Here is a 25187-nt window from a genome sequence, read left to right as displayed (position 1 = left end):
GACACCATGACCGATCTTTCCCGCCACGCCGAAGCAAACGTCTACCGCCAGCAGGGTTTCGGCACGCCGCTGCCGCCGCACGGCAACATCGGACTGCTGATCGTCGACTTCGTGGTCGGCTTCGCCGATCCCGCGACGTTCGGCGGCGGCAACATCGCGCCGGCGATCGCGCGCACGACGCGGGCGCTCGCGCTCGCGCGCGCACGCGGCTGGCCGGTCGCGCACAGCCGCATCGTGTACGCGGACGACGGCAGCGACGACAACGTGTTCTCGCTGAAGGTGCCCGGCATGGCGACGCTGACCGAGCACCATCCGAACAGCGCGATCGTGCCCGAACTCACGCCCGCCGCCGGCGAACTCGTCGTGCGCAAGACCGTGCCGTCGGCGTTCTTCGGCACGCAGCTCGCGCCGTGGCTCGCGCAGCGCGCGGTGCAGACGCTGCTCGTCGCGGGCGCGGTGACGAGCGGCTGCGTGCGCGCGAGCGTGGTCGACGCGATGTCGCACGGGTTCCGCCCGCTCGTGCTCGCCGATTGCGTCGGCGATCGCGCGATCGCGCCGCACGACGCGAACCTGTTCGACATGCAGCAGAAATACGCGGCCGTGATGCCGCTCGACGATGCGATCGCGGCGATCGATGCCGTGCACGCGCGCTGAGCCGCCGCGCCGATCGCGGGCGGTGCGGCACGGGTGGGACGAACGGCAGCCGTGCCCGCGCCGGCGCGCGATTGACGCTGCGCTTTTGGCGACCTAGATTGACCGCGTGCGCCATCGCGCACGCCCGGGCCGACGCCCCGTGCGCGGCACGCGGCAGCAGCGCCGCAGCCGCTGCGACCGGCCGCCGGTCGCGCCCTCCCCGACAGGACACCTGAACCGTGAACCGCTCCGAACTGCTTGCGCGCGACGGCTGCCTGACCGTGATCCGGCCGCCCGCGCCGCCGCCCAAGCCGGCGCCCGGCCAGCCGGGCAGCCTGTCGTCGTACGTGCCGGCGCTGCCCGAGGTGTTCGTCGCGATCCTCGACGACGGACGCATCCTCGCGTTCAACGGCCACGTCGACCTCGGCACCGGCATCCGCACGTCGCTCGCGCAGATCGTGGCCGAAGAGCTCGACGTGCCGGCCGCGCGCGTGACGATGGTGCTCGGCGACACGGCCGCGACGCCGAACCAGGGTCCGACCATCGCGAGCGCGACGATCCAGATTTCCGCGACGCCGCTGCGCTGCGCGGCCGCGCAGGCACGCCACGCGCTGCTGGCGCTGGCCGCCGAGCGCTTCGGTGTCGACCCCGCGCAACTGAGCATCGACGACGGGACGATCGCAGCGCCGGCCGGCGGGCACACCGCAACGTTCGCCGCGCTCGTCGCGGCGCGCCGCATCGCGCTCACGCTCGACCTGAACGCCCGCACGAAGGATCCCGCCCGCTACCGGATCGTCGGCCGGTCGTCGCCGCGCGTCGACCTGCCTGCGAAAGCCACCGGCCAGCTCACGTTCGTGCACGACATGCGCGTGCCGGGCATGCTGCACGGCCGCGTCGTGCGGCCGCCGTATGCGGGCCACGACAGCGGCGCGTTCGTCGGCACGTCGCTGGTCGACGTCGATCGCGCGTCGGTCGCCGACGTGCCCGGGCTCGTGGCGGTCGTCGCGCTCGGCGACTTCGTCGGCGTCGTCGCCGAGCGCGAGGAACACGCGATCCGCGCGGCACGCCAGCTGCGCATCGCGTGGCGCCCGCATCCCGCGCTGCCGCCGCTCGACACGCCCGCGGCCGCGATCGCCGCCGCGCCCGCGCAACGCCGGTTGCTGCTCGACGAAGGCGACGTCGACGCGGCACGCGCGCAACCCGGCACGATCACGCTGTCGCGCACCTATGCGTGGCCGTTCCAGATGCACGGCTCGATCGGCCCGTCGTGCGCGCTCGCCGACTATCGCGCGCCCGGCGACGGCCGGATCACCGTATGGTCCGGCACCCAGAACCCCGTATCGCTGCGCTACGACCTCGCGACGCTCGTGGCGCGCGACGAAGCCGATATCGACATCGTGCGGATGGAAGCGGCCGGCTGCTACGGCCGCAACGGCGCGGACGACGTCTGCGGCGACGCGCTGCTGCTGTCGCGCGCGGTCGGCCGCCCGGTGCGCGTGCAGCTGTCGCGCGCGGACGAGCATCTGTGGGAACCGAAGGGCGCCGGGCAGCTGATGCAGGTGACGGGCACCGTGACGCGCGACGGCCGCCTGCTCGGCTACGACTTCACGACGCGCTATCCGTCGAACGACGCGCCGCTGCTCGCGACGCTCCTGACCGGCGCGATCGCGCCCGAACCGCGCGTGTTCGAAATGGGCGACCGCACCGCCGTGTCGCCGTATGAAAGCCCGAACCGCCGCTTCGTCTGCGAGGATCTCGCGCCGCTCGTGCGCGCCTCGTGGCTGCGCGGCGTGTCGGCATTGCCGAACTCGTTCGCGCACGACGCGTTCGTCGACGAATGCGCGGCGCTGGCCGGCATCGATCCGCTCGCGTTCCGGCTGCGCCATCTCAAGGACGCGCGCGCGACCGAACTGCTGCAGGCCGTCGCCGATCGCGCGGGCTGGACGCCGCGGCGCGTGGATCGCGGAAATGAAGCGGCAGCAGCGCGCGTCGTCCGCGGACGCGGCGTCGCCTACGCACGCTACGTCCACAGCCGCTTCCCCGGTTTCGGTGCGGCCTGGTCCGCATGGATCGTCGACCTGAGCGTCGATCGCGTGTCGGGCGAGATCCGCATCGAACGCGTGACGGTCGGCCAGGACACCGGCACGATGATCAACCCCGACGGCGTGCGCCACCAGATCCACGGCAACGTGATCCAGGTACTGAGCCGCACGCTGAAGGAGCGCGTGCGGTTTGCCGACGGCAAGGTCGCGTCGCGCGAATGGGCGAGTTATCCGATCCTGACTTTCGACGAAGTGCCGGACGTCGACGTGGTGCTGATGCCGCGGCAAGGCGAACCGCCGCTCGGCGCGGGCGAATCGGCGTCGGTGCCGGGGCCCGCCGCCGTCGCGAATGCGCTGTTCGATGCGACCGGCGTGCGCTTCTACGCGCCGCCGTTCACGCCCGAGACGGTGCGCGCCGCGCTGCGCGAGGCTGGCCGGCTTCCGCCTACCGAAGCGAGTGTCGCGGCAAGCGCCGCATGAGGCCGGTTTGCGTCGAGGGCCGGACGGCGCCGCGCGTCACGCGTCGCCGTCGGCCTCCATCATCTTGCGCAGCAGGTACTGCAATGCGACGCGTTCGCCCGGATTGAGCGGCCCGTACGTGCGCTCGGTCACCTGCCGCGCGAACGGCACCGTGCGGTCGATCAGCGCGAGGCCCGCCGCGGTCGCGCGCACGATCAGCTTGCGGCCGTCGTTCGGGTCGGGCAGCACCTCGACCAGCGCGCGCGTCTTCAAGCGCTCGACGACGCCACGAATCGTCGCCTGGTCGATCGCGGTCGCCTTCACGATGTCGTTCAGCGAACACGCCTGCTTTTCCTTGACCGCGCACAGCGCGACGAACTGCGCGGCCGTCAGGTCCGAATCGGGGATCGCTTCCTGGAAGATCGCGACGTGCCGCTGATAGGCACGGCGCAGCAGGTGCCCGACCTGGTCGTGAAAGTCGTAGGAATCCTTGGAAGACGCCATGAAGATGAAGGCTCGCGCGGCATGAATGGGAAAGGCAAGCAGTGTACACCCTCAAATCGGTGCATCCGGTCACGCGGCCGCTGCTTCGTTGCGGTGCGTCAGGGTTCGTCGCGCCTTGCCCGCGTCGCGCCCGACAAGCGCCTGACCGTGTCGGCCTGCCCGCGGACGTCGCCGCTGCAACGCCCGCGGCTCGCGCGATCCGGCGGGCTGCCGGACGCGCGCGCTCCGAACGCCGAATCACTGGCGTGCACACACTCCACTTTTGAGCGTATACGCACGAATTTCGTGCATGCCTCCGGATGGGAAAAACCATGTTGGTATGTGCAAATTCCCAGATTAATCCCCGAAAAATTCCGGGTTTATCTGGTTTATCGATCGATCCTGGCGCGTTCACTTTCGTGCCTGTGAGATTCCGTATTTTCTAGTGTGTACGCTATGTAATTGGCGTGCTATACAGACTCCAGCGCGCGGCGAACCTTCGCTCGCGTCGAACGGCCACCCACTTCATCCGTCACATTCGAACAGGGGCAATCCCATGTCTACCGCACACCCGAGCGCCGCCGTCTCCGCCGACGACACGCTGCACGGCGCGCTCTACCGCAAGGTCACGCTGCGCCTGATCACGCTGTTCTGCCTGTGCTATTTCGCGGCCTATCTCGACCGCATCAACATCGGGCTCGCGAAGCTGCAGATGCTCGACGCGCTGAAGTTCAGCGACACTGTGTACGGGCTCGGCGCCGGCCTGTTCTTCGCCGGCTACATCCTGTTCGAAGTCCCGAGCAATCTGGTGCTGCAGCGCGTCGGCGCGAAGCTGTGGATCGCACGGATCATGATCACGTGGGGCCTGCTGTCGGGCGCGACGATGTTCGTGCATACGCCGATGCAGTTCTACGTCGTGCGCTTCCTGCTCGGCGCCGCCGAAGCCGGCTTCCTGCCCGGCGTGCTGCTGTACCTGACCCAGTGGTATCCCGATGCGCGCCGCGCACGCATCGTCGCGCTGTTCATGGTCGGGCTGCCGCTGTCGAGCATGATCGGCAGCCCGATCTCCGGCTGGATCATGCGTGCGTTCGACGGCGCCCACGGGCTCGGCGGCTGGCAGTGGCTGTTCCTGCTCGAGGCATTGCCGTCGGTGCTGCTCGGCTTCGCGGTGCTGCGCTGGCTGCCCAACAGCATCGAGACCGCGCGCTGGCTGAACGCGGACGAGCAGCGCACGCTGCGCGCGAACCTCGATGCCGATCCGTCCGGCAACAAGAGCCACGCGCTCGGCCGCGCGTTCTCCGATCCGAAGGTGTGGGCACTCGGCCTCATCGACCTGTGCGTGCTGCTCGGGCTGTATGCGGTGAGCTTCTGGCTGCCGACGATCCTGCGCGACACCGGCGTGAAGGACGCGTATCACATCGGCTGGCTGATGGTGATCCCGAATGCCGCGGCCGTGCTCGCGACGCTGTATTGCGGCGCGAGCTCCGACCGCGCGCGCGAGCGCCGCTGGCATATCGTCGTGCCGTTCCTGGTGTCGGCCGTCGCGCTCGCGTTTGCCGCCGCGTCGTCGCACGGCACGCTCGCGACCGTGCTGCTGTTCTCGCTGATCAACGCGGGCGCGGCCGCCGCGATGCCGGTCGTCTGGGCGCTGCCGTCCACGTTCCTGAAGGGCTCGGCCGCCGCCGGCGGGATCGCGTTCGCGTGCTCGATCGCGAACCTCGGCGGCTTCGGCAGCACCTACTTCATCGGCTGGCTGCGCGACACGTTCCATTCGCAGAGCGCGGGGCTGTACGGCTTCGCCGCATGCATGCTGGTCGGATGCGCGCTCGCGCTCGCGTATCCTGCAAAGCTCGTGAACCGCTGATGCGCTCCATGCGCGCGGCGACCCGAGGTCGTCGCGCGCGATTCGTACAATTCGCACGACTCTCCGCGTATCGATGCGTGCCCAACGATATGCGCGCATACCCCCTCTCGCCCTTCCGCATTCGTCGCAGCGCCCCCGGCTGACGGCTTGAACAGCTTTCCTGGGCGCCGCACTCGCGCACAGGTCGCCTCGCGACGTGCCGCACTGCCTTTTTACAAACACGTCACCTCGCGCGCGTGTTCGCGCACGGCATGCCACTGCCTCCCCGCGCAGCTTCGCGCCACACCGGCGCGTACACGTGTCCCGCCGTGCAGGCACGTCGTTTGCGATATCAACGCGCCCGCCCCCCGGGGCGGACGGCAATCCTTCCTTCAACCCGGCGCTGCACACCGCGCGAGTCCTCGCGCGGCGATCCCGCATCGCAAGCAGGGTTCCCCCTGAACGAGAGGACGACATGAAATCCATACGAACGATAGTGGCCCTGTGCTCGGTCATTTCCGTACTCACGGCGTGCGGCGGAGACAGCAACGACGTCGGCACCGTGCTCGGCATCTCGAAGCCGCAGGCGCGCTTCATCAACGCGGTGCCGGCCGGCCCGAATCTCGACTACTACCTGAACGCGAAGCTCGATGCGTCGGGTGTCGCGTACAAGGGCGTGACCCGTTATCACGACATCGATTCGGGCACGCAGACCGCCAGTTACGACGTATCGGGAACGACCACGACCGTCGCGTCGCAGTCGTTCGGCGCGGCGAACGGTCACCACTACACGACCATCGCGTTGCCGAGCACCTCGTCGGCGATTTCGCTGATCGACGATCCGTTCGACAAGAAGCTGCTGTCCGACAAGGCGCGCGTGCGCAGCTTCAACGCGTCGCCGAACACGCAGAACGTCGACGTGTACGTCGTGCCGCCGGGCACCGACATCAACACGCAAAGCCCGACGCTGGCGGGCGCCGCGTATCAGAACGCCGTGCCGGCATCCACACAGGATTCCATCTACCTGAACGGCGGAACCTACCAGGTGATCGTCACGACGGCCGGCAGCAAGGCGCCGATCCTGAAAACCGCGCCGGTCGCGATCAACAACAACGCCGACTGGTTGCTGGTGACGATTCCGGCGGGCGGCATCGGCGACGTGACGCCGAACGACATTCACGTGCTCGTCGCGCAGGGCAACGATGCGGACACGTCCGCGCAGGAACTCGGCCCGCAATAACGGATAACGGCTTCGGCGGACCGCCGGCCGGCGGTCCGCCCGGCAGCCCTCGCTACGTCGTCAGTCGGTCCGCTCGAGACGAATCACGTGCTCGACCCGCGTACCGTCGCCGTGCTCGACATCGACATCGCCGACATGCCGGACGCGCCAGCCCGGCCGCGTCGCAATCTGCGGCACGTTGCCGCCCGGCCGGCTGTCGATGCCGCCGAGCCCTTCGTCCGGCGTCTCGACCGCGTCGTCGAGCGACGCATTCGAATAGATCACGTTGTCGTGCCACTCGGTCGCGCCGCTGCGCGCCTCCATGCCCTTGCCGTCGACGTCGACCGTGTTGTCGGTCATCGCCATGTTCGCGTTATCGAGCGTCACGATCCTGCCGCTGGCGCGACGCACCGGATCGCCGCTGTCGACCGCATGCGCGCCGACATCGATCGGCGGCAGGCCGGTCGGCGTCTTCGCCGCGACGGCCTCAGGGGTCAGCGCCCGCTTCGTGACCTCGGCGGCTTCGGCGACCTCGGCGGCCTGGGTCGCCGCATCGGGCATGTCGCCGGCCGCCGGCGTCTGCACCGGGCTCTTCGCGATCTGTTCGCGCTGCTGTTTCGGGGTTGGGTTCGATTCCGCGTTGTGCATCGCACCTCCTGTTCCGGACGGCGTGCGCCGGCGGGATGCAGCCGGCGCCGGTCCGGGAATCGCTACAACGGTCGTTGCAAATCTTTCACGCGCACGGCGCCGCCCACGCGTGCCCTGCGACACGCGTGCTGCGCCGACAGCCGTCCCGGCGGCACGCGGGCGACGGGCCCGCGCATGCCGCCCGCGCCGACCGTCAGCCGCCGCTTGCTCCCGCGGGCGCGGAAGCGGCGCCGGGCATGCTCGCCGGGCCGCCGGCCGTGCCGCTGCCCGGCATGCCCGACGGCGCGGTAGACGGCGCCGGCGCCATGCTGCTGGTGGAGCCGGTTGAGCTCCCGCCGGTAGTGGTGTCGCTCTCGCTCTTCTTCTGACAACCCGCACCCACCGCCAGGCCGGCAATCAGGATGCCGGCGAAGACGACCCGCGATACGTGACGAATGGAATATCGCTGCATGACACCTCCGCTGATGTCGACTGGATGGAGACCTGTGGCGAGCAATGCGCGTGCCGTCCATCTCCTCCATCGCCACCGCCGGCGACCCGGCCCCATTCATTTTTCAAATGCCCCCCAGCCGAATATTTAATTTCCCATCGCCGCGACGGCCACCCATACTCGCGAACAAATCCGAGACATAACGTCCACGGCGGCCGGGCCGGCGCTGCGTGCACACGCTGCCGGTTCGCGCCCCGCACATGGAAGGAGACAACGCGTGCAACTGGAAGCCACCCACCGCGCGGGCATCGTGCTCGGCGCGGACGACGCATTGCATCGAACCGGTACCGCCGCGCGCGACCCCGCGCTGAGCCCCCGGCTGCACAATCCCGACCTCGCGCCGACCAAGGCGGAGGGCCGCACCTGGGGCCGCTACAGCATCTTCGCGCTGTGGACCAACGACGTGCACAACATCGCGAACTACTCGTTCGCGATCGGGCTGTTCGCGCTCGGCCTGTCGGGCTGGCAGATGCTCGCATCGCTCGCGATCGGCGCGGTGCTGGTGTACGGCTTCATGAACCTCACCGGCTACATGGGCCAGAAGACCGGCGTGCCGTTCCCGGTGATCAGCCGGATGAGCTTCGGCATCTACGGCGCGCTGTTGCCCGCGATGATCCGCGCGGTGATCGCGATCGCATGGTTCGGAATCCAGACCTACCTCGCGTCGGTCGTGCTGCGCGTGCTGCTCACCGCGATCTGGCCGGGCCTCGCCGCGTTCGACCAGAACGCGATCTGCGGGCTGTCGACGCTCGGCTGGGTGACGTTCGTCGCGATCTGGCTGGTGCAGATCGGCATCCTCACCTACGGGATGGAGATGGTCCGCAAGTACGAAGGGCTCGCCGGCCCGATCATCCTCGTCACGACGCTGTCGCTCGCCGCATGGATGTTCAGCCGCACCGGCGGCCATCTCGCGATGTCGATCGGCAAGCCGATGACCGGCCTGAAGATGTGGACCGAAGTGTTCGCGGGCGGCGCGCTGTGGCTTGCGATCTACGGCACGCTGGTGCTCAACTTCTGCGATTTCGCGCGCGCGTCGCCGAGCGCGAAGACGGTGCGGGTCGGCAACTTCTGGGGCCTGCCGGTGAACATCCTGGTGTTCGCGACGATCAGCTTCGTGCTCGCGGGCGCGCAATTCAAGCTGAACGGCCAGATCATCCACAGCCCGACGGAAATCATCGCGACGGTGCCGAACAAGCTGTTCCTCGTGCTCGGTTGCCTCGCATTCCTGATCGTGACGGTCGCGGTCAACATCATGGCGAACTTCGTCGCGCCGGCCTTCGTGCTGACGAGCCTCGCGCCGCACCGCCTGACGTTCCGCCGCGCGGGCCTGATCAGCGCGACGGTCGCGGTGCTGATCCTGCCGTGGAACCTGTACAACAGCCCGATCGTGATCGTCTACTTCCTGTCCGGCCTCGGCGCGCTGCTCGGCCCGCTGTACGGGATCATCACGGTCGACTACTGGCTCGTGCGCAAGCAGCGCGTGAACGTGCCGGACCTATATACCGAAGCGCCGAGCGGCGCGTATTTCTACACGCGCGGCGTGAACCGCAAGGCGCTCGCGGCGCTCGTGCCGTCCGCGCTGATCTCGATCACGCTCGCCGTCGTGCCGGCCTTCAGCGCGATGACGCCGTTCTCCTGGCTGCTCGGCGCGGCCATCGCGGGCAGCGTGTACTGGCTGACGGCCGATCGCAAACGGCAATACGACGAGCGCTCGGGCGAACCCATCGCGGTCGCCTGCGCCCGACACTGAACGCAGCATACGGAGTGCACCGATGAGAATCCTGGTAGTCAACGTCAACACGACCGCGTCGATCACCGACGCCATCGCCGCGCAGGCGCGCGCCGCCGCGTCGCCGGGCACGGAGATCGTCGGGCTGACGCCGCACTTCGGCGCGGAATCGGTCGAAGGCAATTTCGAGAGCTACCTCGCGGCGATCGCCGTGATGGACCGCGTGTTGAGCTACGACGAGCCATACGACGCGGTGATCCAGGCCGGCTACGGCGAACACGGCCGCGAAGGGCTGCAGGAACTGCTGACGGTGCCGGTCGTCGACATCACCGAAGCGGCCGCGAGCGTCGCGATGCTGCTCGGCCACCGCTACTCGGTCGTCACGACGCTCGACCGCACGGTGCCGCTGATCGAGGATCGCCTGAAGCTCGCGGGGCTCGACGCGCGCTGCGCGTCGGTGCGCGCGAGCGGTCTCGCGGTGCTCGAGCTCGAGGAGAACCCTGCCCGCGCGATCGAGTCGATCGTCGACCAGGCCGCGCGCGCGGTGAAGGACGATCGCGCGGAAGTGATCTGCCTCGGCTGCGGCGGGATGGCCGGCCTCGACCGGCAGATCGAGGAATGCACGGGCGTGCCCGTCGTCGACGGCGTGTCGGCCGCGGTCGCGCTCGCGGAATCGCTGGTGCGCCTGAAGCTGAAGACGTCGAAGGTCCGCACCTATGCGCCGCCGCGCCCGAAGCGGATCGTCGGCTGGCCGGGCACCTTCGTCAAATGACGGGCCGCGGGAACGCGTAGCGACATGCGGGACGCACCGGCGCCGAACGGCCTGTCCCTCGATGCGTCCGACGCAAGGAGTGCGCTCGACGGTCTGGACGCGCGGCTGATGCGCATCCTGCTCGTGCTGCTCACCGAGCGCACCGTGTCGCGCGCGGCCGTGCGGCTGAACATGTCGCAGCCGGCGACGAGCGCCGCTCTCAAGCGGCTGCGCACGCTGCTCGGCGATCCGCTGCTGGTGCGCAGCCGCTACGGCATGGTGCCGACCGAGTTCGGCGCGCGGCTGATCGAGCCGCTGCGCAACGCGCTGCGCGTGATCGACTTCATCCGCATCCAGCAGCCGACCTTCGACGCGCGCACGTCGGTGCGCACCTACCGGATCGGTTGCCCCGACTACCTGAATGTGCTGTTCGTGCCGAAGCTCGTCGCGTTGTTCCGCGAACGCGCGCCGAACGCGCAACTCGTGTTCCATCCGCTCGGCGACGGCTACGACGACGAACGCGCGCTCGCCGACGGCGAGCTCGACGTCGTGATCGACAACCGCCCTGCCCGCCTGTCGCGGTTCCGGCAGGACGACCTGTTCGACGATCGCGTCGTGTGCCTGATGCGCGCCACGCATCCGCTCGCACGGCGCGGCGCGATGACGGCCGCCGAATTCGCGCAGGCCGCGCAACTGTGCCCGACGCCGTCATGGCTCGAAGCGTCCGGCGCGATCGACCGGCAGCTCGAACGCGTCGGCCTGCAGCGGCGGATCGTCGTCACGCTGCCGCACTTCGAACTCGCCGCGCATGCGCTCGTGCGCTCCGACCTGATCCTCACCACCACGTACCGGCTCGCGCGCCACTACGCGAAGCTGCTGCCGCTCGGCGCGGTGGCGCTGCCGGCCGAGCCGCCCGAAATCGTGTACCGGATGACGTGGAACGAGTCGGGCGCCTGCGTCGACGGTGTTCGCTGGCTGCGCGGGCTGATCGCGGAGGCGACGCGCGGCTGGCTCGACGCGGAGGCCGCGCAGCCGGCCGTCGCGGCGGTTGCCGCGAATGCGGATGCGGATGCGGATGCGCGGGCGAACGTGCCGAGCGCCGACGCCCCGCCGGAACCGACCCGACGCACGCGCCGCCGGCAGGCGACGCATTGCGGTGCATCGCAACGGACGCGTGTCGCGCGCGCGGCGCGCGTTCATCGCGTCGCGACGAAGGCGACGAAGTCGCGCTGAATCGATCGCCGACGACATCCTGAACACGCTGCGTGAAACCGGAACGCGCAAGCCTGGCGGCTCCGTATCGTCGCGTGCAATGAGCGGGGCATGAACGCCCGCCGCACACGTCACGCGTCGCGCATCGGTTGCGCAAGCAACTTGTATGCGATGACGGCGACGGCAAGCGCGAGCACGCCGCTGACCGTCAGCGCCGCGGCGAATCCGCTCGCGAAGGCCGCAGGTGCCGCATCGGCAAGCGTGCGCGCGGCCGACGGCGGCACGTGCGCGAGCGCCTGCGCGAGATCGCCGGCCAGCAGGCTCGACATGAACGGCGCGTCGACGAACGCGCGCATGCCCGGCGCGGCGGACAGCAGCCGGTCGAGGTGCGCGTGCGTGCTGGCGGCCAGCACCGCGCCGAGCACGCCGACGGCCGTCACGATCGCCGAGAAGCGCGTGGTCGTGCTGATGCCCGACGCCATCCCGGTCCGGCTCGGCGGCACGCACGCCATGATCGCCTTCTGCGTGTCGCCGTTCATGATGCCCGCGCCGCAGCCGGTCACGAACATGCCGAGCGCGACGAGCCGGTAGTCGCCGCCGGCCGTCAGCGCCGCGGTCGCGAGATTGCCCGCGCCGATCAGTGCGAGCCCGCCCGCCAGCACGCCGCCGGACGATACGCGCGCGGCGAGCAGGCCGCCGAGCGAGGGCCCGGCGATCATCGCGAACGCGAACGGCAGCATCCCGAGCCCCGCGTCGATCGCGGACATCCCGAACGCGTTCTGCAGGTACAGCGGCAGGAACGTCATCATCACCTGCGCGCACGCCGCATAGCCGAACATCGCGAGCACGGCGCCGACGAAGCGCGGCTGGCGGAACAACGTCAGATCGATCATGGGCCGCGCCTGCCAGCGCTCCGCACCGATGAACGCGGCCAGCAGCGCGGCGGCCAGCGCGAACCGGCCGAGCGTCGCGGTCGACAGCCAGCCATGCGACGCGGCGCGCCGATCAGCGCGCGATCGCGCACGCGAGCGCCGCGCCGAACAGCAGGCTGCCGGCGGCATCCACCCGTTTCGCGTGCGGATCGCGCGACTCGTCGGATCGCGACGGCGCGCGGCCGGCCGCGAGCAGGCGCGCACACCGGCAGGTTCAGCAGGACACCCAGCGCCAGCCGATCCACTGCGTGATCGCGCCGCCGACCAGCGGCGGACGGCCGTCGCGATCCCCATGCACATCCCCCAGATCGCCCCACGCGCCGGGCCCGTTCGCGTCCGTCCGGAAAGCGGTTCGCGATCACCGCGAGCGCGGCCGTCAGCAACAGCGCGGCCCCGCCGCCCTTTGCCGCGCGCGCGGCGATCAGCCAGCCGGCCGACGGCGCGATCCCGCACCCGAGCGACGCGAGCGAAAAAAGCGCGAGCCCCGCGCCGAGCATGCGCTTGCGCCCGAAGCGGTCGGCCAGCCCGCCGGCCGGCAGCAGGCATGCGGCGAACGCGGTCATGTAGGCGCTCACGACCCATTCGATGTCGGCGAAACTCGCATGGAAGCTGCGCGCGATGCTCGGCAGCGACACGGCGACGACGTTCGTGTCGAGCACGATCAGCGAGCATGTCGCCGACGCGACCGCGAGCGTCGCGGCGGCCGGCAGGCGGGTGCCCGCGCGCGCGACGGCAGGCGCGCCTGCGCGCGGGGCGGGAGAAGACTGGGACATCGACGGCTCCGGAACGAGAGGAACGAGTCGTATGCTAGGCTTACCCGGTATTACCCGTCATTGACATACCGATGCAGTTTCATTAACGAAAATTGCAATCATGAATCCGCTCGAATTCCGTCACGTGCGCGCGTTCCTGAGCGTCGCGCAGCACCTGCATTTCGCGCGCGCGGCCGACGCGCTCGACATGGCGCCGCCCGCGCTCACGCGGCAGATCCAGGAAGCCGAGCGGCTGCTCGGCGTGCGGCTGTTCCAGCGCTCGCGCCGGGAGGTTTCGCTGACGGCGGCAGGCGTTGCGTTTCTCGCCGAGGCGCGCGCGGCGGTCGAGCATCTGCAGCGCGGCCGCGAACTCGCGACGCTCGCCGAGCGCGGCGAACTCGGCCGGATCGAGATCGGCTACGTGTCGTCGGCCGTCTATTCGGGCACGCTGCAGCGCACGGTCGGCGCGTTCCGCGCCGCGCATCCGCGCATCGAGCTGAACCTGCGCGAGGTACCGATGGACGACGTCGCGAAACAACTCGACGCGGGCCGGCTCGACCTCGCGTACGTGCGGCCGCCGTTGCCGCTGCCGGGCGGGCTGCGGATCGTCACGCTGCAGCGCGACGTATTCGTCGCGGCGGTGCCGGCCGATTCGCGCTACGCGGCGATGACCACCGTGCGTGCCGCCGATCTCGCCGACGCGCGCTTCGCCGTGCCGGAACAGGAGCGCGGCACGCTCGAAGTCGCGCGCCGCGGCCGCTTCGCGCCGGTGATCGCCGCGCGGCCGGGCGGGTTGCTCGCGGTGCTCGCGTGCGTATCGGTAAACGGCTGGGTCGCCGTGATCCCGGACGCGCTCGCCGACTGCGTGTCGTTGCCGGGCGTCGTGTACCGGCCGATCGCCGGCAAGCCGATCATGTCCGAACTCGCGCTCGCGTACCGGCGCTTCGAGAAGGCGCCCGCGGTACGCGCGTTCCTGCGCGCCGTGACTGCCGCGGGCTAGCGCCTGTCTCGCCGATAACGGACGCACGAATAAGCATTTCGCGATTCGATGTTTGCCGGCGCGAAACCGATTCCGTAATCTGCCCGGCAGCCGCGCGGCCTCTCGCGCGGATCACCGAGGACCTGCCGCCGATGACTTCGCCCTCCGCCCCGGCCCGCCGCCGCGCACTGCTGCGCGTGGCCGCCCTGGCCGCAGCACCGCTTGCCGGCGCCGCCGCACGGCCCGTCCGCGCGGCCGGCCCCGACCTGTCCAACGTGACGCTGGTGCTCGGCGACCAGGCCGGCGGCCTGCGCGCGCTGGCCGAAGCCGCGCGCGTGCTCGACGGCGTGCCGTACCGGTTTCGCTGGGCGAATTTCCAGGGCGCCGCGCCGCTGTTCGAAGCACAGCGCGCGGGTGCGATCGACCTCGCGCCGGCCGGCGACCTGCCGGTGTTGACGGCCGCGCTCGGCGATCCGGCGCTGCGGATCGTGGCCACGCGCGTCGGCTCGCCGACGTCGCTCGGCATCGTCGTGCAGCCCGATTCGCCGGTGCGCACCGTCGCCGACCTGAAGGGGCGCACCGTCGTCGTGTCGTCGGCGCGCGGCAGCATCTCGCAATACCAGCTCTACGGCGCGCTGCGCGAACACGGCCTCGCGCCGGGCGACGTCGACGTGCGCTTCGTGCTGCCGGTCGACGCGTTCGCCGCATTTGAGGCGAAGCAGATCGGTATCTGGGCGACCTTCGATCCGTATTACGGCAACGTGGTCCGGCGCGGTGCGCGCATCGTGCGCGACGGCAGCGGGATCAATTCCGGGCTCGCGTTCCTCACGTCGCCGGTCGAGACGCTCGACGATCGCGCGAAGCGCGCGGCGCTGTCGGACGTGCTCTCGCGGCTCACCCGAGCCGGCCAGTGGGCGCTCGGGCATCCCGCCGATTACGCGACCGTCTATGCGTCGCTCACGCGCCTGCCGCGCGAGGCGGCCGCCGACATCGCGCGCCGGGCGGCGCTCGCGCAGCGCGGCGTCACCGACGCGGACATCGACGTGCTGCAGCGCGTCGCCGATCGCGCGGCAGCGGACGCGATCCTGCCGAAGCGCGTCGACGTCGCGTCGATCGCGGTGCGTAACCTGCCGGCCGCGTAACCGGCTGCACGTCGTCGCCTGTGCGGGCGTTCAACGCGCCTTCGCCATGTCGAGATCCGGCACGTCGTCGCCGAACGTCGACGCAACCAGCGTGCGCATCGCGGCGACCAGCAGCGTCGGGCCCGACTGGTTGAACGTGCAGCGCTCGCCGGCCGCCGGCACTGCCCGATGCAGCACCGCGCGCCACGCACCGTGCCCGCCGTCGCGCTCGAACGCGCCGAACGGCAAACGCTCGACGAGCGGCCCGCCGTCTACCCACGACGACGACGGCGCGTACGGCACCGGCGTGCCGCCCGGTTCGCGCAGGACCGTGCATCCCGCGGCGTCGACGCGCGGCGCGCCGAGTGCTTCCGCCATCGCCACCCAGAAATCGAGCGGCGCACCGACCAGATCGTGAACCTGCATCGCGCCCTCCCGCGGTCGTGAAAACGCCATCCTAGCGCTGCCGCGCGCGATGCGCCGGCCACGCCGCGACCGGTGCGTTGCCCGGCAAGCTCGCCCGTCGTGCGAAACCGCCGATACGTGTTACGAATCGGCGATTCCTGCGTACAATGAACGCAACACGTATCGTCCGGGCGGCGGTGGACACGCACCCCGGAACCGCATTCACGCCGAACCGGGCCGGGCCCGTTCGGCGGACGACAACCGGAACCATACGGTGCAGCGCAGGCCGGATCTCTCGGGAGACCGCAGCATGTCCACGCACGCCAGGAAACCGCTGATATCGCTCGTCGTGCCGTTTCATGACGAAGAGGAAGCGATCGACGCGTTCTTTGCCGAAACGCTGCCCGTTCTCGAGTCGGTCGGCGGGGTCCGCTTCGAGATCGTCTGCATCAACGACGGCAGCCGCGATCGCACGCTCGACCGGCTGCTCGCGATCGCCGCCCGCGACGCGCGCGTACACGTCGTGGATCTCACACGCCGCTTCGGCAAGGAAGCGGCGCTCACCGCGGGCCTCGACGAGGCCGCCGGCGCCGCGGTGATCCTGATCGACGCCGACCTGCAGGACCCTCCCGCCCTGATTCCCGCGATGATCGAACACTGGCGCGCCGGTGCCGAGGTCGTCGCCGCGAAACGCACCGACCGCATGTGCGACCCATACCTGCAGCGCGCGGCGGCGGCGCTCTACTATCGCGTGCACAATGCGCTGTCCGAAGTCGAAATGCCGGAAAACGTCGGCGATTTCCGCCTGATGGATCGCGAGGTCGTCGAAGCGCTGCGCGCGCTGCCGGAGCGGCGGCGGTTCATGAAGGGGCTGTTCGCGTGGGTCGGCTTTCGCACCGCGATCGTCGAATACACGCGTGCGCCGCGCAGCGGCGGCCGCTCGAAGTTCTCCGGATGGCGACGCTGGAACTTCGCGCTCGAGGGCATCACGAGCTTCAGCACCGTGCCGTTGCGCGTGTGGACCTACGTCGGTCTCACGTTCGCGATGCTGTCGCTCGCGTATGGCGCCTTCATCGTGGTACGGACGCTGCTCTACGGCAATCCGGTGCACGGTTACCCGTCGCTGATTTCCGTCGTGCTGTTCGTCGGCGGTATCCAGCTGATCGGTATCGGCGTGATCGGCGAATACCTCGGGCGGATCTATCACGAGTCCAAGCAGCGGCCCGTCTATCTCGTGAGGCGGCGCTACCGAGCGGAGCGCGATGCCGCCGCCCAGCCGGCATCGAAGCTGCTGCAGTTTCCGCTGAAGCGCACGCCCGCGGCCCGCCGCAGGGCAGCGATGCCGGCGGTCGCCGGCGCCGCCGCCCGCAAAGCGTCGTTCAAGTAGAACCGGACCGCCGCAATTGGACATTTCCCGCGAATCGATGCGCTCGGCGGAGCGGCCCGTGCGCGCGTGGCTCACGCTGCGGCGCGTCGTCGTGTACAGCGTGCTGATGCTCGTGCTCGACGCACTGTTCGTCACGATCTGGACGACCGTCGTTCGTCACGGGGCCGGGAGCATCGGGGCACGCCCCGGTGCCGACTTCTCGGTGTTCTGGTCGGCCTCGTACGTGATGCTGCACGGCTCGCCGGCGCAGGCGTACGACTTCTCCGCCTTCTCGCGGCTGACGACCGCGCTGTTCACGCACCTTCGCCGCGACGTCTTCGCCCCGTGGCTGTACCCGCCCACCTATCTGCTGCTCGTGACCCCGCTGGCGCTACTGCCCTTCGCGCTCGGTTATCCGTTGTTCGTCGCGATCGGCGTCGTCGTGCTCGGCCTCGTCGCGTGGCGCGTGTCGCGTCTCGGCACGATTCCGGGCGCATCGCGCATCGCCCCGCTCGCGCTGGCCGCCGCGCCTTGCGTGTTCGTCACCGCGACGCTCGGGCAGAACGCGTTCCTGACCGCGTCGTGCGCGGCGCTGGCCGTCCACTGGGCCGAACGGCGGCCGATCTGGGCGGGCCTCTGCATCGGCCTGCTGTCGGTCAAGCCGCAGATGGCGCTGCTGTTACCGTTCGTGCTGGTCGCCGTGCGCGCATGGCGCACGATCGCATGGGCCGCGCTCGCCACCGGCACGTTCGTCGCGCTGAGCGTCCTGATTTGCGGCATCGAGTCGCTGCGCCTGTTCGTCGCCAGCACCGGACTCGCGCGATCGATCGTCCTCGAACACGGTGTCGTGTTCTGGCTCGCGTCGCCGACGCCGTTCGCGGCGTTCCGGCTTGCGGGCGTGCCGCTCGGCGCCGCCTATGCCGCGCAAGCGTGTATTGCGGCAATCGCGATCGCCGCCGCGTGCATCGCATGGACGCAATCGCGCGATACCCGCGTGCGCGCCGCCGTGCTGGCGGTCGCGACGCTCGTGGCGAACCCGTACGTGTGGCACTACGAACTTGCGTGGCTCGCCATCGCAATCGCCTGCATGCTGTCGATCGGCTGGCGCGACGGCTGGCTGCGCGGCGAACAGGCCGCGATCGTGCTGATGTGGGCGCTGCCGGTCGCCGAATACCTGAACCCGTGGCTGCTGCTGCCGCAGATCGGCCCGGCCGTGACGCTCTTCGCGCTGCTCGTGCTGCTGCGCCGCGCGCGGCACGACGCTTACAACGCGAGCCGCGGCGGCACGTACAGCCCGTAATACGGCCCGACGCCCGTCGCGACGCCGGTCATCTTCACGCCGGCCACGAAGTGCCCCTGGATGTACTTGTACGAGCCGCCGAGCGACACGTCGATATGGAACGCCGCGAACGCGACGATCGGCACGTAGGTGCTGCTCGACGTCTGCGTGACGACCGGCAGCACGACCGTCGTGCCGACCGGCACCGACGTGTAGAGCGTCGCCTTCACGCCGGTCGCGAGATAAATGCTGTCGCCGATATTGAGCGTCGTCGGGTTGCCGGTCACCATCAGGCCGCCCATCGTCGTCGTGTCGGTCGCGGTCGACTGGAACGACGTCCACTGGCCGCCCATGCACAGCGTGCCGTAGGTCTGGCCGTTCGTGATCGAGAATTCGTACGGCAGGTTGGTCAGCGGATTGATCAGCGGCTGGTTGGTCAGCGGGTTCCAGTACTGGTTGTACACGCACTGGTCGATCGCAACCGGAAAGAGCCCGCCCGCCGCCACCCCGCCGGGCGCGGCGAGCACCGCAATCGCGGTCGCGCTGCCGGACGCGCCCGGAATGCCGAGCAGCCCGCCGAGCAGCAGCGGAATCGAGCCGCCGTTCACGCCCGGCGCGCGCGACACGGTCACCTGAACCGCCGGCACGTCGTATTGGCCGGGCGTGATGGTCGTCGGCTGCATCGATGCGGGGTTGCGCGTCACGTTCCAGTACCCGGTCGTCACCGTGCCGGTCGCGAGCGGCGCGCCTGCCGCCGCATTCTGCGCGATCACGCCGTTCGCCGCCGGCGCGGCCTGCGACCAGTTCAGCGCGCCGCCCGTCGGCGACATCATCGCGTCGGCCGCCGCGAGCGCGGCCGCGTCGGCGGCGTTCTGCAACTGGTTGCGCACCGTGGCCACCCACGCGATGTCGATCGCCAGCGCGCCGAACGACAGCAGCGGAATCAGGAACAGCAGGAAGAACAGCGCGACGGAACCGCGCTCGCGCGTGGCGCCGATGCATGGCGTGCCGGCTGCGTCATTCATAGAGCATCACCGAGCTGGCCGAGATCGTCACCGGGCCGGTCAGCGCGCTGAATGCCGACCCCAGCACCAGCCCCGAATACGTGTAGGTCACCGTGACCGTCAGCGCGGTGCCGGCCGTCGTGCCGTTCGCCTGCGTCACGGTGATGGTCGGCGTCGTCGCGGTGCCGCCGGTGATGAGGCTGTTCTGCGTGTAGGTCGACGCGACGTTGGCGATCTGTGTCGGGGTCAGCATCGGCACGCGCAGCACGACGCCCGCGCGCGCGGCCTCGCGGCTCGCGTTCGTGATGACGGCCTTGTCGCACAGCAGCAGGCTCGTGTCGATGATGCCGATCAGCACCATCAGCAGGAACGGCAGCATCAGCACGAACTCGAGGGATACGACGCCGCGCGCGTGACGGACGCCCATCGCCTGGCGTGTCATCTTGCCGCCCCCGCGGCGGGCGGCAGCGCGTGCGGGTCGAGCGCAGCCCCCGTCGACGGTCGTGCGGCGGCGGGCGCCGGGCGCGCCGCAAGCTGCGCGCGCACTGCCTCGTAGACGCGCAGATTGTCGGCCACCGCCGATGCGGGCAGATCCGCCGACAACAGCTTCTTCGCCGAATCGGTGTTGCCGAGCACGCCATACGCGAACGCGAGGTTCTGGCGCGCCTGCCACGGCGCATCGGGCAACCCGGCCACGTCGAGCAGCACGTTCACGCCTTCGCGCGGCCGGTTGCTCAGCACGAGCGACAGCCCGAGGTCGACGCGCAAGCCCTGCGCATCCGGATGCACGCGCAGCGCATCGCGGTATACGGCCTGCGCGTCTTCATGGCGGCCCTGCAGGTCGAGCACCGTACCGAGACCTTCCGCCGCGAGCGGCAGGTTCGGCTGCGCGGCCAGCAGCTCGCGGTAGCGCTGGGCGGCCTCGTCGAGCCGGCGCTGCCGCAACGCGACGCGCGCGAGCCCGACCTGCGGCCCGGGTTCCGCGGGTGCCTGCTGTCGTGCCTGCTCGTAGAGAATCCGCGCGCGCTCCAGATCGCCCGCGCGGTAGCTGACGTCGCCCAGCCCGAGGCGCGCCGGGAGCGAATCGGGATGCCGGGCGAGCACCTTCTCGTACAGCGTCGACGCGAGATCGACGTTGCCGCCGGCGAGCGCGCTGTCGGCAATGCGCAGTTCGGCCTGCGGGTCGTCGCTCTTGTGCGACAACGCCGGCCGCGTCTGGATGCCCGGCGCGCAGCCGCCGGCCAGCACCGGCAACACCGCCGCGAATGCGAACGCACGGATCACGGATCGTGTCATTTGAATACCTCGAGCAGGCGAATCGCCGCCGGGCCCGCCGCGATCAGGCCGACCGTCGGCAGGATGAACAGCATCATCGGCAGCGTGATCTTCGGCGCGAGCTTCGCGGCCTGCTCCTCGAGCGCGACGATCTGCTCGGTGCGCTCGCTGCGCGACAGCGTTCGCAGCGCCTGCGTGATCGGCGTGCCGAAGCGCTGCGATTGCGTGAGCGTCGTGGCAAGCGAGCGCGCCGACGCAAAGTCGACGCGCGTCGCGAAATGCGTGAGCGCTTCGGATACGTTGCCGCTCAGCGTCAGCTCGTCCGCGCATACCGTCAACTCGTCGGCGAGCGGCGGGCAGATGCGCTCGAGTTCGCGCGCGACGCGCCGCACGCCCGATACGAGGCTGTTGCCGGCCATCGTGCAGATCACCAGCAGGTCGAGGGCGTCCGGAAAGCACGCGGCGATGATCCGCCGGCGCCGCCGGATCATTGCGCCGAGCACGTATTCCGGCACGATCACGCCGATCACGAACGCGGCGACCATCGCCAGCGCCCGGATCACGACGTATTCGCCGAAGCGCGGAATGTACGGGCTGAACACGATCGCGACGCCCGCGAGCAGCACGCCGCAGCTCAGCTTGATGCCGATCATCGACGACACCGCACGCCGCTCGCGAAAGCCCGCGCGCGTCAGCTGCAGCCCGAGCTTCACACGCTGCATCGGGTCGAGCACGGGCAACCGCTCGCCGAGTTGCGCGAGCCGCCGCGTCAGGTCCTGACGTACCTCGCCCGGCTGCAGCCGCCCCGCCACCAGCGACAGCGGACGTTGCCCGGCCGCCAGCTGCACGCGCTCCGCGATTCGCCGGCGCGTGCCGCCGCCGGGCGTCGCGAGCGCCGCCGCGACGCACGCGAGCAACAGCAACAGTTCGAGGCCGCGGGCGGCCAGCATCGACATCGTCATCGCGCGGTATCCAGTTTCGAGATCTTGTGAATCGTCAGCAGTCCGATCGTCAGCAGCACCGCGGCGATCGTCAGCATCACGCGTCCGGCATGCGTGTCGAACAGCAGCATCACGTACGCGCGGTTCACGAGGAACAACGCGCCGATCATCACGAACGGCACCGCCGAAATGATCTTCGTCGTGATCCGCCCCTCGGCGGTCAACGCGCGTGTCTTCAGGCGTATGTCGCGGCGCGTGCGGATGATGCTCGACAGCTCGTCGAGCGTCTCGCCAAGGCTGCCGCCGGTCTCGCGCTGCAGCAGCAGGTAGACGGTGAAGAACGAGAAATCCGCGATCATCAGCCGGTCTGCCGCGTGCGTCAGCACGTCCTTCAGATCCGCGCCGACGCGCAGGCTGTCGCCCATCGAGCGGAAGGTCGAGCGCACCGGCTCCGCCGCGCTGTCGCCCACCGTGCTGATCGCCTGCGTGACCGGAATGCCCGCGCGCACCGCCCGCACGATCAGGTCGATCGCGTCCGGGAACGCTTCGAGAAAACGCAGCCGGAACCGCTCGACCAGCGCGCGATAGCTGGCGCGCATCGCCACCAGCGGCAGCCCGACGTAGATCAGCGGATGGAGCGCGTGCGGCAACGCGACGAGTTGCACCACCACGATCGCGGCAATCGCGCCGGCGATCGTGCCGGCGACGACGATCCGCATCCCGCGTTCGCCGCCAACCGCCCGCACGCGCGTCACGTAGCGCTGCAGCCACGCGCGCGCGCGGCTTTGCCGCCGCGGCAGGTTGAACAGCGCGATGCCCGGTGCGGCGGCCGCACCGGCTTCCCGACCCGCCAGCGACGGCGCAAGGTGCCGCATCCGCTCGCGAATGCGCTGCTCCGGCGTGTGGCGCGCACGGTCCAGCCACGCGGACAGCGCGAGGCCCGCCGCGAGGATCACGACGAAGGCGCCGAGCCCGAGCAGATCCGCGGCGCTCATTGCCGGAAGACCTCGGAGAGCGCGTCCTCGACGCCGTAGTACGCGGCGCGGGACGCGAACGCCGGCCGCAGCGACGACGCCTCGAACACGCCTTTCACCACGTCCCGCGTCGTGTCGCCCTCCTGGCGGAACGCGAACAGGTCCTGCGTGATCACCACCTCGCCTTCCATTCCGACGATCTCGGTGATCCGGGTCACGCGGCGCACGCCGTCGCGCATCCGCTCGACCTGCACGAACAGGTGCACGGCGCTCGCGATCTGGCGCCGGATCGACAGCAGCTGCAGGTTCGCGTTCGCCATCATCACCATGCTTTCGAGCCGGCTGATCGCGTCGCGCGGCGAGTTCGCATGGATCGTCGTCATCGAGCCGTCGTGCCCGGTATTCATCGCCTGCAGCACGTCGAACGCCTCCGCGCCGCGGATTTCGCCGAGGATGATGCGGTCGGGCCGCATCCGCAGCGCGTTGCGCACGAGGTCGCGCTGCGAGATCCCGCCGAGCCCTTCCGTATTCTCCGGCCGCGTCTCGAGACTGACCACGTGCGGCTGCAGCAGTTGCAGCTCGGCCGCATCCTCGATCGTCACGATCCGCTCGTGCTCCTCGATGTGTTGCGACAGCGCGTTGAGCAGCGTCGTCTTGCCCGACCCGGTGCCGCCCGAGATCACGATGTTCAGCCGGCACGCGCACGCGATCTTCAGCACCTGCAGCATCCCGTGCGAAATATTCCCCTGATGCGCCATCCGCGCGAGCGTGATGTCGCGCTTCGCGAACTTGCGGATCGAGATCGACGCGCCGCGCATCGCGATCGGCGGCAGGACCACGTTCACGCGGCTGCCGTCGGCAAGCCGCGCGTCGACCATCGGGCTGCTCTCGTCGACGCGGCGCCCGACCGCCGCCGCGATCCGCTGCGCGACGCTCGTCACGTGCGCGTTGTCGCGAAACTTCAGCGGCGTGAGTTCGAGCCGGCCCGCGCGCTCGACGTACACCTGGTCGGGGCCGTTCACGAGGATGTCGGAGACGGTGTCGTCGGCGAGCAGCGGCTCGATCGGCCCGACGCCGAACATGTCGTTCAGGATCGCGTCGACGATCAGCACCTGCTCGCCCGCCGTGATCTTCAGGCGTTCGCGCTCGACCGTGTGCGCGGCCACCTGCTCGATGCCCGCGCGCACTTCGTCGCGCGTCTTCATCAGCGCCGCCGACATGTTCATCGACGAGAACACCGCGGTGCGAATCGCGTCGAACTTGCCGGAACGAATCAGCGCCTCGTGGGTATCGGCCACCGCAAGCCCGCGCGCGGACGCGGGCGCCTGGCTCGCTGCCGGGCCCGGCTCCGGTGCGCCTTCGCGCGGCGCGGCGGGAGAAGCCGCCGGCCCGGGCGCAGGCGTCGGCCGTTTGCGGGTACCGAACGTCACGATCCTTTCCTCCATTTCACGAAGCGCGCGTACCACGGCTGCGCGACGGCCATCGATTCGCCGGTGATGCCGTTCGCGAGCAACCGGATCTCGTCCAGGAAGCCGCGGCGTTTCGTGCCTTCGATCGGCTCGCCGAGGTTCTCGGCGACCGCGAGCGTCTGCGGCTCGTGCGGCAGCTCGCGCAGCCGCACGCCGCCGAATGCGTCCTCGAAGTCGGCCTGTGCGACGCGCCCCTTGACCGGCTCGAGCGGGTTGTTCAGCATCATCGACAGCAGCCGCTCGCCGGGCAGCTCCCTCACGAAGCGCGCAAGCCGGGCGGCTTCGTATGCGGCATGCACCGAGCGGTCGGCGACGATATAGACGAGATCGGACACCGTCAGCGCATCCTCGAACAGTTTGCCGGCGCGGTTGCCCACGTCGAACAGCACGTAATGGAAGCGGTCCTTCAGCATCTCGACGAGCGACGCGATCGCATCGTCGCGCAGCGGCGCGTCGTCGCCGTACGCCAGTTCGGCCGACAGCACGTGCAGGCGGTCGCCCTTCGTGACGAACATGCGGTCGAACAACGCGTCGTCGGGACGCTGTTCCATGTTCAGCAGTTCGATCAGCCCGTTGTTGCTCGACAGCCCGAGCCGCGAGTTCGCGCCGCCGCCGTACAGGTTCAGGTCGACGTATGCCACGCGGCGGCGCTTCTCGCCTGCCAGGCAGCGCGCGAGACTCACCGCGACCGTCGTCGTGCCGACGCCGCCGCGCGCGCCGACGAAGCTGACGATCTTGCCGGTGCGCACCTGCACGACCGATTCCGTCGCGGTCAACGCGCGCCGCATCAACTCGACGGTCAGCGGCTTCACGATGTAGTCCTGCACACCGATGCCGAGCAGGTTGCGGAACAGCCCGACGTCGTTCTGCGTGCCGATCGCGACCACCCTCACGGACGGATCGCACACGTCGGCGAGCCGCATCAGGTCGGACACCGGCAGCACCGAATCCGACACGTCGACGATCAGCTGGCGCGGCGAGCGCTCGTGCTGCTGCAGCAGCCGGATCGCGTCGTCGCAGTTGCCCGGCTGCACGTGGGCGCGCGCGATCGACAGGTCCTGGGCGACGCGGCGGATCACGTCTTCGCTGCCGGCATCGGACACGACCGCGATGAGATCCGCCGCACCGGCTGCGGCGGCGCGCTTGGCATTCTGGCGATCGAGGACGTTCATGGGCGGCAT

General features: G+C 70.0%; 22 protein-coding genes and 1 pseudogene. 12 read left to right on the top strand and 11 right to left on the bottom strand.

Annotated features, from left to right (window positions below; genetic code table 11):
• The first annotated feature begins 6 nt into the window (after nt 1-6).
• Together PL79_RS06320 and PL79_RS06315 are read left to right on the top strand one after the other, a co-directional pair.
• Entirely contained in the window at nt 7-654 is a 648-nt protein-coding gene (locus tag PL79_RS06320; RefSeq protein WP_044843890.1) for an isochorismatase family protein, read from the top strand.
• 218 nt (nt 655-872) lie between these two features.
• Nucleotides 873-3155, top strand: a complete 2283-nt coding sequence (locus tag PL79_RS06315; RefSeq protein WP_044843889.1) for a xanthine dehydrogenase family protein molybdopterin-binding subunit — start codon at nt 873-875, stop codon at nt 3153-3155.
• A 36-nt stretch (nt 3156-3191) separates the two neighbouring features.
• Here the strand turns inward: PL79_RS06315 and PL79_RS06310 are convergent, their stop codons facing one another.
• On the bottom strand, nt 3192-3638 hold the full coding sequence (locus PL79_RS06310; RefSeq protein WP_044843888.1) for a MarR family winged helix-turn-helix transcriptional regulator: 447 nt from the start codon (nt 3636-3638) through the stop codon (nt 3192-3194).
• Between the two features lie 535 nt (nt 3639-4173).
• On the opposite strand from PL79_RS06310, the gene PL79_RS06305 reads away from it, so the two are divergent.
• Nucleotides 4174-5481, top strand: a complete 1308-nt coding sequence (locus PL79_RS06305) for an MFS transporter (RefSeq protein WP_044843887.1) — start codon at nt 4174-4176, stop codon at nt 5479-5481.
• A gap of 454 nt (nt 5482-5935) precedes the next feature.
• Nucleotides 5936-6700, top strand: a complete 765-nt coding sequence (locus tag PL79_RS06300) for a DUF4397 domain-containing protein (RefSeq protein WP_044843886.1) — start codon at nt 5936-5938, stop codon at nt 6698-6700.
• 60 nt (nt 6701-6760) lie between these two features.
• On the opposite strand, the gene PL79_RS06295 is transcribed toward PL79_RS06300, so the two are convergent.
• A complete protein-coding gene (locus tag PL79_RS06295; protein WP_044843885.1) occupies nt 6761-7327 on the bottom strand; it encodes a DUF3005 domain-containing protein in 567 nt (188 codons plus the stop codon).
• 125 nt (nt 7328-7452) lie between these two features.
• Here PL79_RS06295 and PL79_RS36495 point away from each other — a divergent pair, with 125 nt between their 5' ends.
• The 4 genes from PL79_RS36495 to PL79_RS06270 all read left to right on the top strand — a co-directional run bounded on the left by PL79_RS36495 (nt 7453) and on the right by PL79_RS06270 (nt 11530).
• The gene (locus PL79_RS36495; RefSeq protein ID WP_235879204.1) at nt 7453-7695 is read left to right on the top strand and encodes a hypothetical protein; all 243 of its coding nucleotides are present in this window, start codon (nt 7453-7455) and stop codon (nt 7693-7695) included.
• A gap of 339 nt (nt 7696-8034) precedes the next feature.
• On the top strand, nt 8035-9567 hold the full coding sequence (locus PL79_RS06280) for an NCS1 family nucleobase:cation symporter-1 (protein WP_135800980.1): 1533 nt from the start codon (nt 8035-8037) through the stop codon (nt 9565-9567).
• A gap of 22 nt (nt 9568-9589) precedes the next feature.
• On the top strand, nt 9590-10318 hold the full coding sequence (locus PL79_RS06275) for an aspartate/glutamate racemase family protein (protein ID WP_044843884.1): 729 nt from the start codon (nt 9590-9592) through the stop codon (nt 10316-10318).
• A gap of 24 nt (nt 10319-10342) precedes the next feature.
• Nucleotides 10343-11530, top strand: a complete 1188-nt coding sequence (locus PL79_RS06270; RefSeq protein ID WP_044843883.1) for a LysR family transcriptional regulator — start codon at nt 10343-10345, stop codon at nt 11528-11530.
• Nucleotides 11531-11640: 110 nt separating this feature from the next.
• On the opposite strand, the pseudogene PL79_RS06265 reads toward PL79_RS06270, so the two are convergent.
• Nucleotides 11641-13214 (bottom strand): annotated as a pseudogene (locus PL79_RS06265) (MFS transporter).
• A 100-nt stretch (nt 13215-13314) separates the two neighbouring features.
• On the opposite strand from PL79_RS06265, the gene PL79_RS06260 reads away from it, so the two are divergent.
• Both PL79_RS06260 and PL79_RS06255 read left to right on the top strand, forming a co-directional pair.
• Nucleotides 13315-14193: a LysR family transcriptional regulator gene (locus PL79_RS06260; protein WP_044843881.1), complete on the top strand. Its 879-nt coding sequence runs from the start codon at nt 13315-13317 to the stop codon at nt 14191-14193.
• A gap of 131 nt (nt 14194-14324) precedes the next feature.
• Nucleotides 14325-15314, top strand: a complete 990-nt coding sequence (locus PL79_RS06255) for an ABC transporter substrate-binding protein (protein ID WP_044843880.1) — start codon at nt 14325-14327, stop codon at nt 15312-15314.
• Nucleotides 15315-15344: 30 nt separating this feature from the next.
• Here PL79_RS06255 and PL79_RS06250 read toward each other — a convergent pair whose 3' ends face one another.
• Complete coding sequence (locus PL79_RS06250) at nt 15345-15719, bottom strand: phage protein NinX family protein (RefSeq protein WP_044843879.1); 375 nt, start codon at nt 15717-15719, stop codon at nt 15345-15347.
• A gap of 289 nt (nt 15720-16008) precedes the next feature.
• Here PL79_RS06250 and PL79_RS06245 point away from each other — a divergent pair, with 289 nt between their 5' ends.
• Both PL79_RS06245 and PL79_RS06240 read left to right on the top strand, forming a co-directional pair.
• Nucleotides 16009-17085, top strand: coding sequence for a glycosyltransferase family 2 protein (locus PL79_RS06245; protein WP_044843878.1), 1077 nt, complete (start codon nt 16009-16011; stop codon nt 17083-17085).
• A gap of 16 nt (nt 17086-17101) precedes the next feature.
• Complete coding sequence (locus PL79_RS06240) at nt 17102-18364, top strand: glycosyltransferase family 87 protein (protein WP_044843877.1); 1263 nt, start codon at nt 17102-17104, stop codon at nt 18362-18364.
• On the opposite strand, the gene PL79_RS06235 is transcribed toward PL79_RS06240, so the two are convergent.
• Genes PL79_RS06235 through PL79_RS06205 form a run of 7 tightly spaced genes read right to left on the bottom strand, consistent with a single transcriptional unit; the run spans nt 18328 to nt 25187 of the window.
• Nucleotides 18328-19368, bottom strand: coding sequence for a TadG family pilus assembly protein (locus PL79_RS06235; RefSeq protein ID WP_044843876.1), 1041 nt, complete (start codon nt 19366-19368; stop codon nt 18328-18330). The two genes, PL79_RS06240 and PL79_RS06235, sit on opposite strands and share 37 nt — an antisense overlap.
• Nucleotides 19361-19789 carry a TadE/TadG family type IV pilus assembly protein gene (locus tag PL79_RS06230; RefSeq protein WP_044843875.1) on the bottom strand — a complete coding sequence of 143 codons (429 nt, stop codon included), beginning with the start codon at nt 19787-19789 and terminating at the stop codon, nt 19361-19363. Before PL79_RS06230 ends, PL79_RS06235 begins: the two co-directional genes overlap by 8 nt.
• Nucleotides 19786-20643, bottom strand: coding sequence for a tetratricopeptide repeat protein (locus PL79_RS06225; protein ID WP_044843874.1), 858 nt, complete (start codon nt 20641-20643; stop codon nt 19786-19788). The genes PL79_RS06230 and PL79_RS06225 overlap by 4 nt, the downstream gene beginning before the upstream one ends.
• On the bottom strand, nt 20640-21584 hold the full coding sequence (locus PL79_RS06220) for a type II secretion system F family protein (RefSeq protein WP_044843873.1): 945 nt from the start codon (nt 21582-21584) through the stop codon (nt 20640-20642). Before PL79_RS06220 ends, PL79_RS06225 begins: the two co-directional genes overlap by 4 nt.
• Nucleotides 21581-22558, bottom strand: a complete 978-nt coding sequence (locus tag PL79_RS06215) for a type II secretion system F family protein (protein ID WP_044843872.1) — start codon at nt 22556-22558, stop codon at nt 21581-21583. Before PL79_RS06215 ends, PL79_RS06220 begins: the two co-directional genes overlap by 4 nt.
• Complete coding sequence (locus PL79_RS06210; protein WP_044844006.1) at nt 22555-23967, bottom strand: CpaF family protein; 1413 nt, start codon at nt 23965-23967, stop codon at nt 22555-22557. The genes PL79_RS06215 and PL79_RS06210 overlap by 4 nt, the downstream gene beginning before the upstream one ends.
• On the bottom strand, nt 23964-25187 hold the full coding sequence (locus PL79_RS06205; RefSeq protein WP_044843871.1) for an AAA family ATPase: 1224 nt from the start codon (nt 25185-25187) through the stop codon (nt 23964-23966). Before PL79_RS06205 ends, PL79_RS06210 begins: the two co-directional genes overlap by 4 nt.

The organism is Burkholderia sp. USMB20, assembly GCF_000949135.2.
In the GTDB taxonomy this organism is placed as follows: domain Bacteria; phylum Pseudomonadota; class Gammaproteobacteria; order Burkholderiales; family Burkholderiaceae; genus Burkholderia.
Note: the sequence above shows the minus strand (reverse complement) of the source record. Positions and strands in the feature narration are given on the sequence as shown.